This window comes from Terrabacter sp. 2TAF16 (genome assembly GCF_052115065.1).
Classification (GTDB): domain Bacteria; phylum Actinomycetota; class Actinomycetes; order Actinomycetales; family Dermatophilaceae; genus Terrabacter.
On record NZ_JBFRFZ010000019.1, the window covers coordinates 39048 to 47667 of the forward strand.

The window sequence follows — 8620 nt, forward strand, 5'->3', positions numbered from 1 at the left end:
CGTATGCCGTGAGCCGGGGTCAGCGGGTCAGCTCGGCCTCCTGCCCCAGCCGCTCGAGCTTCATCGGGTTGCGCATCGCGTAGACGTGGGTGATCCGGCCGTCCTCGACGTCCACGCTCACGACCGTCGTCCCGAAGGCCGGCAGGTCGATCCGCACCGCACGCCCGCCGTTGAGCGACAGGGTCGCGATCTGGGCCCCTTCGCTGACGCGGGGGAAGGCCGACAGGAAGTTCGCCACCCGCTTGGCGCCGGTGACCGGATGCCGGGCGGCCTGAGCCAGCCCGCCGCCGTCGGCGACGAGGACGACGTCCGGGGCGAGCACGTCCATGAGCGCCTGCACGTCACCGGTCGTCACCGCGGCCATGAAGCGCTCGAGCACCTGCTCCTGCTCCGACCGGTCGACGGCCACCCGGGGACGACGGGCCGCCACGTGCTCGCGCGCGCGGTGGGCCACCTGGCGCACCGCCGCCGTCCCCTTGCCCACGGCCTCGGCGATCTCGTCGTAGGGCACATCGAAGACCTCGCGGAGCACGAAGACCGCCCGCTCGGTCGGGGTCAGCGTCTCGAGCACCGTGAGCATCGCGATCGACACGCTCTCGGCGAGCTCGACGTCCTCGGCGACGTCCGGGCTCGTGAGCAGCGGCTCCGGCAGCCACTCGCCGACGTAGTCCTCGCGCCGGCGGGCGAGCGTCCGCAGCCGGTTGAGCGCCTGCCGGGTGACGATCCGCACGAGGTAGGCCCGCGGGTCGCGCACCTCGGCGCGCGCGTCGTCACCGAGGTCGGCCCACCGCAGCCACGTCTCCTGCACGACGTCCTCGGCGTCGGCCGCCGACCCGAGCATCTCGTAGGCCACCGTGAAGAGCAGGCTGCGGTGGTCGAGGAACGGGTCCCGGCTCATGCCGTCGAGCGTACGGCCGTGCGCTCGGCCATCGGCTTGAGACCGCACGCCGACGCGAAGCCCTCCGACTCGATGCCGAGGGCGACGTTCGAGCGCGTCGTGAGGTTGGCGTAGCCGATGACCGTCGTCAGCTCGACGACCCCGGCGTTGCCGAGCTGCCCCTCGAGGCTCTCGACCATCTCGTCGGTGACGGTGGGCGGCGTCTGGCTCATCGCCTCGGCGTACGCCATGACCTCCCGCTCGAGCGGCGTGAAGACATCGGACTCGCGCCAGCGCGGGATCTCCCGCGCCCGATCGACGTCGAGGCCGTGGTTCTTGGCCATGAAGTAGTTGAAGTCGAGGCACCACGTGCAGCCGACGAGCGACGCCACGGCCATGTGCGCGAAGGACTTGAGGCCCTCGTCGCACGCGTCCCACTTCTGCAGCTGCTGCCCGAAGCGCATGCCGGCCTTGAGCGCCGGGACGTGGTGCCACATGACACCGAGCGACTCGGGCACCTGGCCGAACATCCTGCGGCTGAAGACCTTCACGACAGCGCCGTACGCGCCAGTGATCGGCTTCGGCTGGATCCTGGTGGTCATGGTTACTCCTCGGGGGAACGTCGGGGTTGCGTCGACATGAAGACACCGTCCGCGCCCCGGATGTGACATCCCGCCGCCAAGACATCGAGAACGCCGGGCCGCAGCGTCCGCTCCCGGGTCGCCTCCGTGGAAAACTCGGAGGGATGCAGACCGGTGACTTCGAGCTGACGACGGACGAGCTCCGCGCCGTGGTGGCGTATGCCGTGTCGTGCGCCGAGCCCTCGCTCCTCCTCTTCGAGCGGGCTGAGCCTGACGACCCGCGCCCCGCGGCCGCGCTCGACGCGGCGCGAGTCTTCGCCGAGGGTGCTCCGCGCTCGCGCCTCCAGCGGACGGCCGCTACCGACGCCCACCGTGCCGCGAAGGAGGCGTCGACCGAGCCCGCCCGGCACGCGGCAACCGCTGCGGGCGACGCTTCCGCGGCGGCATACCTCCACCCACTGGCCAAGGCGACGCAGGTGCGCCACATCCTCGGGGCGGCGGCCCATGCCGCCCGGGCGGCCGAGCTCGCCCGGGGCGATGACCCCGTCGTCGCGGAGTACGTCGTCACGGCTGCCGCGAAGCGGGCCACGCCAGAGCTGCTCGACGTGCTCGGTCGCTACCCGCGAGCGCCGCACGGGCGCACCCGGGTCGCCGCGCTCATGACCCGGCTCGACAGCCTCCTCCGCGACCCGCCGCCCACGCCGCGCGTCGTCGACGACCCGGGCCCCTTCTTCCACGGGACGCGAGCCGACGTCGCCGTCGGCGAGCTGCTCACGCCGGGGTGGCGCTCCAACTACGGCTCGGGCCGGCAGTCGAAGCACATCTACCTCACGGCCAGCCGCGAGGGCGCACCGCTCGCCGCCGAGCTGGCCCGCGGCGACGGGCCGCCGCGCGTCTTCCGGGTCGAGCCCGTCGGCACGATCGAGGACGACCCGAACGTCACCGACAAGCGCTTCCCGGGCAACCCGACCCGCTCCTACCGCACGACGGAGCCACTGCGCGTCGTCGAGGAGATCGTCGGCTGGGAGCCGCCGCCGGCCGCGATGGTCGAGCACATCCGCTCCCGCATGGGCGAGCTGGCCGAGCTCGGCATCGAGGCCATGGACGACTAGGGACCGACCGAGGAGGGGGACGATGACGGACTACGAGGTCAAGGCGCTGACACCCGAGACGTGGGACGCGTACGCCGCGATGATCGAGCGGCACGGCGGCGTCTTCGGTGGGTGCTGGTGCACGTGGTTCCACACGATGAGCTGGGAGAAGGAGCGCGAGTACGAGGCGAACTGGGACCTCAAGAAGCGCCTGGTCGAGGAAGGCCGGGCGCACGCCGCGCTCGCCTTCGACGGGGACGAGGCCGTGGCCTGGGCTCAGTTCGGCTCTCCCGCGGAGCTGCCCAACATCTACCACCGCAAGCAGTACGAGGAGGAGCTCGACCTCCTGCCCGACTACCGGATCACGTGCATCTTCGTCGACAAGCGCCACCGCCGGCAGCACCTGTCGGACCTCGTGCTGCAGGGCGTCCTCGACCTCGTGGCCGCGTCCGGTGGCGGGGTCGTCGAGGGCTATCCGCACGACAACGACGGCAAGAAGAAGTCGGTCCTCTACGACGGGACCCGGGCCCTCTACGAGCGGGCCGGCTTCGACTACGTCCGGGCCAAGGGCCAGGGCAACTGCGTCATGCGCCGGACCGTGCCGTGACGGCGATCTTGCCGCGGACCCGGCCGGCCTCGAGGTGCCTCATCGCGTCCACGGTCTCGGCCATGGGGTAGGCCCGCTCGAGACTGGGCACGACCTGGCCCGACTCGAGGAGCGCGGCCAGCCGCACGTAGTCGGCGCCCCGCTCCTGTGCGATGACGCTCGTCAGGCGCTGACCGCTGAAGGCCGACGACAGCCGCGCCCGGAGCTGTCGGCCCATCGTGCCGCCCGTCCAGTCGCCGCCGCCCTCGCCACCGACGAGCACGAGGGTGCCCCTCGGCGTGAGCGCGCGCCGCAGCCGGGAGAGCTCGGACAGGCCCGCGATGTCGATGATGAGGTCGTAGTGGCGCGTCCCGTCCGCGACGTCGTCGACGGCGTAGTCGAGCACGTGGTCGGCACCCAGGGCACGGACGAGGTCGGCCTTGGCCGCGCTGGCCACCCCGGTGACCTCGGCCCCGGCCGCCTTTGCGAGCTGGACGGCATACGACCCGACTCCGCCGGAGGCGCCGGTGACGAGCACCTTCTGCCCCTCGGCCACTCGGCCCGCGTCGACGACGGCCTGCAGGGCGGTGCCCCCGGAGATGGGGACGACCGCGGCCTGCTCCCACGTCACGGTGGCCGGACGGTGGGCGAGCTTGTCCTCGCGGGCGACCGCGTACTCGGCGACCGAGCCCGGGGCGACGCCGAAGACCTCGTCGCCGACGGCGAACGCCGTCACCTCGGAGCCGACCTCGACAACGACGCCGGCGACGTCGCGGCCGATGACGGGCTGCTTCGGCGACCGGAGGCCGAAGACGAGGCGCAGCAGCCGCGGCTTGCCCTGCATGAGGTGCCACGTGCCGCGGTCGAGGCCGGCGGCACGGACTTCGACGAGCACCTTGCGGGGACCGAAGACGGGACGGGCGATCTCGGCGACGCGCAGGACGTCGGACGTGCCGTAGCCGTCCTGGACGACGGCCTGCATCGTGCTCGCGACCGGGTGCGACTGACCTGACGCGCTCCCACCGATGACGGCGGCCGGTTGGTCCTTCATGACTGCTTCTCCCTCGTCAGCGGCGCGCCCATCGCGTCGTACTTAGTACGAACACGATAGCGTACTAAGTACGACGCTGGCTAGGGGCCAGCGAGACGAGCACCGAGAGGCACGACGTGACGACGAGCAGAGGCGGCAGCCCCGCGCCCTCGACCCGCGCGGCGCTGAGCCGGGACCGGGTGCTCGACGGGGCCATGCGCGTCGCCGACGACGGCGGGCTCGGCTCGCTGACGATCCGCGCCGTCGCCGAGCAGCTGGGCACCAAGCCGATGTCGATCTACCACTACGTCGGCGGCAAGGACGAGATCATCGACGGCATCGTCGACCGCGTCTTCGGCGAGATGGATCTGCCTGCCACTGAAGGGGACTGGCGCGCAGAGATGCACCGCCGCTGCGCGTCCGCGCGCACGGTCCTGCGCCGCCACCCGTGGGCCATCCCGCTGCTCCAGTCACGCACGAGCCCGGGGCCGGCGACCCTGCGTCACCTCGACGCCGTCATCGGCTGCCTCCGCGGCGCCGGCTTCTCGCTCGCACTGACGGCACACGCGTACGCCCTCATCGACTCCTACGTCTACGGCTTCGCCATGTCCGAGGCCTCGTTGCCGATCAACGGCCCGGAGACCGTGGGCGAGGTGGCCGAATCGATGATGCTGGAGTACCTCGCCGCCGACTACCCCAACCTGCTCGAGTTCACGACCGGCCACGTCCTGCTGCCGGGCTACGACTTCGGCCTCGAGTTCGACTACGGCCTCGACCTCGTCCTCGACGCGCTCGAGGCGCGGGTGCGCCGCGGCACGGCGTCCTAGACGGTCGCACCGTCACACTGCCCCAGTGCCTCAGTGCCTCAGGCTCGGAGGACCTTCTCCATCGCCTTGCCCTTGGCGAGCTCGTCGACGAGCTTGTCGAGGTAGCGGATCTTCTGCATGAGCGGGTCCTCGACCTCCTCGACGCGGATGCCGCAGACCGTGCCGGTGATCGCGGACGCCTTCGGGTTGAGGTGCGCCTGGTCGAAGAAGCCCTCGAAGGTCGTCTCGGCGGCCAGGTGCTGGTCGAGCTCCTCGTCGTCGAAGCCGGTCAGCCACTCGATGACCTCGTCGAGCTCGGCCTTGGTGCGGCCCTTGCGCTCGAGCTTCTTCACGTAGAGGGGGTAGACGGACGCGACGGACGTCGTGAAGATGCGGTGCTCCATGCTTCGAGGGTAGCGATGCCGCCGACGCCGGACCGCGCGTGGGACGGGGAAGAAGCACACGGCATACGGACGCTTTTCGTCCGGGAGACGTCATAGCGTTCTCGCCATGGCCATCGCTCGCTATCCCAGCTTCGTCATCGACTGCCCCGACGCGGAGGCACTCGCCACCTTCTACGGCACCCTGCTCGGCTGGACGGTCAAGGCGTCCGACGGATGGGGCGAGATCCGCGACACGGAGACGGGCCAGTGCATCTGCTTCCAGCAGGTCGAGGACTTCAGCTCGCCCCAGTGGCCCGGCCAGGTCGTGCCGCAGCAGATGCACCTCGACGTCATGGTCGAGGACCTCGACGCGGCCGAGCCGGAGGTCCTCGCGCTCGGTGCGACCAAGCACGACACCCAGCCGGGCACGTCGTTCCGCGTCTTCCTCGACCCCGCCGGCCACCCCTTCTGCCTCTGCGTCGACTGACACGACGACTGACCCGTCGACTGACACGACGACTGACCCGTCGACTGACACGACGACTGACACGACGACCGACACGTCGACGGACGCGTCAGCCGCCAGCGCCCGCGCTCGGGCAGCTCAGCCGACGAGGTGCTCGAGCGCGAGCTGGTTGAGCCGGACGAAGCCGTAGTCGCGCTCGGCGGCCTTCTCGGCGTCGAAGCCGTCGTCGGTCGCGAGGAAGTCCTCGAGCGACTCGCCGGCACCCAGGGTGGGCTCGGCGAGGTCGAGCACGCCGGCATACGCCCACGCCTCGGCGGTGCGCGGGTCGGCGCGGAAGGCGGCGGCCTTGTCGGCGAGCAGGAGGTACATCGCCATGCACGCCTCGGCCGACTCCCACACGCCGTCCATGTACTCGGTGCGCGACGGCTTGTAGTCGAAGTGCCGCGGACCGGTGTAGCGCGGCCCGTCGGGCACCCCCGGGAAGCCGTTCTCGAGGAGGTCGACGGTGAAGAAGGCCGAGACGAGGTCGCCGTGGCCGAAGACGAGGTCCTGGTCGTACTTGATGCCGCGCTGGCCGTTGAGGTCGATGTGGAAGAGCTTGTCGCTCCACAGCGCCTGGCCGAGCGCGTGCGTGTAGTTGAGGCCCGCCATCTGCTCGTGCCCCGTCTCGGGGTTGAGGCCGACGATGTCGCCGTGGTCGAGCTCGGCGATGAGGGCCAGGGCGTGCCCGACGGTCGGGAGGAAGATGTCGCCCCGCGGCTCGTTCGGCTTGGGCTCCAAGGCGATCCGCAGGTCGTAGCCCTGGGACTTGATGTAGCCGGCGACGGTGTCGAGGCCCTCCTTGTAGCGGTCGAAGGCGGCGTGGAGGTCCTTCGACCCGTCGTACTCGCTGCCCTCGCGACCGCCCCACATGACGAACGTCGAGGCGCTCATCTCCGCAGCGAGGTCGACGGCCCGGAGCACCTTGCGCAGGCCGAAGCGGCGCACGCCGCGGTCGTTGGCCGTGAGTCCGCCGTCCTTGAAGACGGGGTGGCTGAACGTGTTCGTCGTGACCATCTCGATGGTGAGGCCGGCGCGGTCGGTCGCGTCCTTGAGCTGCCCGGTGATGCGGGCGCGGGTCGCGTCGTCGGCGTCGAAGGGGAAGACGTCGTTGTCGTGGAAGGTGATGCCCCACGCGCCGAGCTCGGCGAGCTTGTCGGAGTACTCCCACGGGTCGAGGACGGGTCGCGTCGGACCGCCGAAGGGGTCGGTGCCGGTCCAGCCCACGGTCCACAGGCCGAAGGAGAACTTGTCGTCGGGGGTGGGCTGGCGCGTCATTGCGACTCCTCGAGATGATTAGTTGTGTCATGCAACTTACGTCGTGGACCGGCTAGGGTCAAGGCATGGCCAACCTGCGCCAGGCGAGTCTGCGCCACGCGAACCTCGCCCTCGTCGCGCGCACCGTCCTCGCCGCCGACTCCCCACCGTCTCGCGCCGACGTCGCGGTGGTCACGTCGCTGACCCGCTCGACGGTCTCGCGCCTCGTCGACGAGCTCGTCGACGGCGGCATCCTCGAGGAGGTCGAGTCGGTCGTCGGCGGGCCGGGACGCCCGGGTCGTCCGGCCACCCCCCTCCGGGCGTCGACCGGTCGCTTCGCCGCGCTCGGCCTCCAGGTCGGCGTCGGCCACCTCACGGTGCGCCTCGTCGACCTGACGGGGACGGTGCTCGCCGAGCGGCTCCAGACCGCAGACCTCGCAGGCTCACGCCCCGGGAGCACCCTGCGTCGTCTGAGGACGATGGCCGGCCGGGTCCTCGAGAGCGCCCCCCTCGGCTGCCACGTCGTCGGCGCCGGCCTGGCGCTGCCCGGCATCGTCGACGTCGGGGCCGGTCGCCTGCTCAGCGCCCCCAACCTCGGCTGGGAGGACGTCGTGCCCGGCGCCGCGCTCGAGGCCGCACTCGGAGGACTGCCCCTGCGCATCGGCAACGAGGCCGACCTCGCCGCGCACGCGTACGCCCATCCGGCACCCGGGCGCGACAACCAGCCCCAGGACTTCATCTACCTCAGCGGTGAGGTGGGCATCGGCGGAGCGATCGTCGTCGACGGCGACGTCATGACCGGCCGTCACGGCTGGGCCGGGGAGATCGGCCACGTCTGCGTCGACCCCGACGGACCCCCCTGCCGATGTGGCTCCACCGGCTGCCTCGAGCAGTATGCCGGCCGGCTCGCCATGCTCGACGCCGCGGGACTCGACGCGTCCACCACGCCGTCCGAGCTGGCGGCCCGGGCCCGGGACGGCGACGAGAAGGCGCGAGCGGCCACCCGATCGGCAGCCCGGGCTCTCGGCGTCGCCCTCGCGGGCGTCGTCAACGTCCTCGACATCCCCACCGTCGTCCTCGGCGGACACCTCGCGCAGGTGGGTGACCTGCTCACCCCGGAGGTCGAGGAGATCCTCGGCAGGCGGGTGCTGTCAGGACGCTGGGTCCGTCCGCGGGTCGTCATCGCGTCGGACGACCCCGCGCCCGGAGCCATGGGGGCCGCCCTGCTCGCCCTGGACGAGCTCGTCCGAGATCCCGTTGAGGTGCTCGGACACTGAGAAGAGCGCCTTTCCGTCGGGAAAGGCGCTCTGGTGGCGTGAGTGGACGCAGAAATGCGACAACCCCGCCAGGTGTCCTGGCGGGGTTGTCGTGAATGGTTGTCCGGCTGCGTCCTACTCTCCCACACCGTCACCAGTGCAGTACCATCGGCGCTGAAGGGCTTAGCTTCCGGGTTCGGAATGGAGCCGGGCGTTTCCCCTTCGCTATGACAGCCGAAACTCTATGG

Annotated in this window: 10 protein-coding genes and 1 rRNA gene; 5 read left to right on the top strand and 6 right to left on the bottom strand. The window is 71.2% G+C overall.

Features of this window, described 5'->3' with window-relative positions; genetic code table 11:
* Positions 1-19: 19 nt before the first annotated feature.
* Both AB4Z14_RS20570 and AB4Z14_RS20575 read right to left on the bottom strand, forming a co-directional pair.
* Positions 20-898, bottom strand: a complete 879-nt coding sequence (locus tag AB4Z14_RS20570; protein ID WP_442276847.1) for an RNA polymerase sigma-70 factor — start codon at positions 896-898, stop codon at positions 20-22.
* A complete protein-coding gene (locus AB4Z14_RS20575; RefSeq protein WP_442276848.1) occupies positions 895-1479 on the bottom strand; it encodes a carboxymuconolactone decarboxylase family protein in 585 nt (194 codons plus the stop codon). The genes AB4Z14_RS20570 and AB4Z14_RS20575 overlap by 4 nt, the downstream gene beginning before the upstream one ends.
* Before the next feature lie 143 nt (positions 1480-1622).
* On the opposite strand from AB4Z14_RS20575, the gene arr reads away from it, so the two are divergent.
* Both arr and AB4Z14_RS20585 read left to right on the top strand, forming a co-directional pair.
* Entirely contained in the window at positions 1623-2570 is a 948-nt protein-coding gene (gene arr / locus AB4Z14_RS20580; protein WP_442276849.1) for an NAD(+)--rifampin ADP-ribosyltransferase, read from the top strand.
* Positions 2571-2592: 22 nt separating this feature from the next.
* A complete protein-coding gene (locus AB4Z14_RS20585) occupies positions 2593-3156 on the top strand; it encodes a GNAT family N-acetyltransferase (RefSeq protein ID WP_442276850.1) in 564 nt (187 codons plus the stop codon).
* Here AB4Z14_RS20585 and AB4Z14_RS20590 read toward each other — a convergent pair.
* Positions 3134-4186, bottom strand: coding sequence for an NAD(P)-dependent alcohol dehydrogenase (locus tag AB4Z14_RS20590; RefSeq protein WP_442276851.1), 1053 nt, complete (start codon positions 4184-4186; stop codon positions 3134-3136). The genes AB4Z14_RS20585 and AB4Z14_RS20590 overlap by 23 nt on opposite strands.
* Positions 4187-4302: 116 nt before the next feature.
* Here AB4Z14_RS20590 and AB4Z14_RS20595 point away from each other — a divergent pair, with 116 nt between their 5' ends.
* Positions 4303-4992, top strand: a complete 690-nt coding sequence (locus tag AB4Z14_RS20595; RefSeq protein WP_442276852.1) for a TetR/AcrR family transcriptional regulator — start codon at positions 4303-4305, stop codon at positions 4990-4992.
* A 38-nt stretch (positions 4993-5030) separates the two neighbouring features.
* Here the strand turns inward: AB4Z14_RS20595 and AB4Z14_RS20600 are convergent, their stop codons facing one another.
* Positions 5031-5375 carry a DUF2200 domain-containing protein gene (locus tag AB4Z14_RS20600; RefSeq protein ID WP_442276853.1) on the bottom strand — a complete coding sequence of 115 codons (345 nt, stop codon included), beginning with the start codon at positions 5373-5375 and terminating at the stop codon, positions 5031-5033.
* Positions 5376-5481: 106 nt separating this feature from the next.
* Here AB4Z14_RS20600 and AB4Z14_RS20605 point away from each other — a divergent pair, with 106 nt between their 5' ends.
* A complete protein-coding gene (locus AB4Z14_RS20605) occupies positions 5482-5841 on the top strand; it encodes a VOC family protein (protein WP_442276854.1) in 360 nt (119 codons plus the stop codon).
* A gap of 117 nt (positions 5842-5958) precedes the next feature.
* On the opposite strand, the gene xylA is transcribed toward AB4Z14_RS20605, so the two are convergent.
* On the bottom strand, positions 5959-7137 hold the full coding sequence (xylA, locus tag AB4Z14_RS20610; protein WP_442276855.1) for a xylose isomerase: 1179 nt from the start codon (positions 7135-7137) through the stop codon (positions 5959-5961).
* Positions 7138-7202: 65 nt separating this feature from the next.
* On the opposite strand from xylA, the gene AB4Z14_RS20615 reads away from it, so the two are divergent.
* Entirely contained in the window at positions 7203-8393 is a 1191-nt protein-coding gene (locus tag AB4Z14_RS20615; protein WP_442276856.1) for an ROK family protein, read from the top strand.
* A gap of 101 nt (positions 8394-8494) precedes the next feature.
* Here AB4Z14_RS20615 and rrf read toward each other — a convergent pair.
* A 5S ribosomal RNA gene (gene rrf, locus AB4Z14_RS20620) occupies positions 8495-8611 on the bottom strand.
* Between the last annotated feature and the right edge of the window lie 9 nt (positions 8612-8620).

What these genes read in the sequence shown, in the direction of transcription:
- AB4Z14_RS20605 (WP_442276854.1), top strand. Translation starts at nt 5,482, where the DNA reads ATGGCCATCGCTCGCTATCCCAGCTTCGTCATCGACTGCCCCGACGCG.
- AB4Z14_RS20600 (WP_442276853.1), bottom strand. Translation starts at nt 5,375, where the DNA reads ATGGAGCACCGCATCTTCACGACGTCCGTCGCGTCCGTCTACCCCCTC.
- AB4Z14_RS20570 (WP_442276847.1), bottom strand. Translation starts at nt 898, where the DNA reads ATGAGCCGGGACCCGTTCCTCGACCACCGCAGCCTGCTCTTCACGGTG.
- AB4Z14_RS20585 (WP_442276850.1), top strand. Translation starts at nt 2,593, where the DNA reads ATGACGGACTACGAGGTCAAGGCGCTGACACCCGAGACGTGGGACGCG.
- AB4Z14_RS20615 (WP_442276856.1), top strand. Translation starts at nt 7,203, where the DNA reads ATGGCCAACCTGCGCCAGGCGAGTCTGCGCCACGCGAACCTCGCCCTC.
- arr (WP_442276849.1), top strand. Translation starts at nt 1,623, where the DNA reads ATGCAGACCGGTGACTTCGAGCTGACGACGGACGAGCTCCGCGCCGTG.
- AB4Z14_RS20575 (WP_442276848.1), bottom strand. Translation starts at nt 1,479, where the DNA reads ATGACCACCAGGATCCAGCCGAAGCCGATCACTGGCGCGTACGGCGCT.
- AB4Z14_RS20590 (WP_442276851.1), bottom strand. Translation starts at nt 4,186, where the DNA reads ATGAAGGACCAACCGGCCGCCGTCATCGGTGGGAGCGCGTCAGGTCAG.
- xylA (WP_442276855.1), bottom strand. Translation starts at nt 7,137, where the DNA reads ATGACGCGCCAGCCCACCCCCGACGACAAGTTCTCCTTCGGCCTGTGG.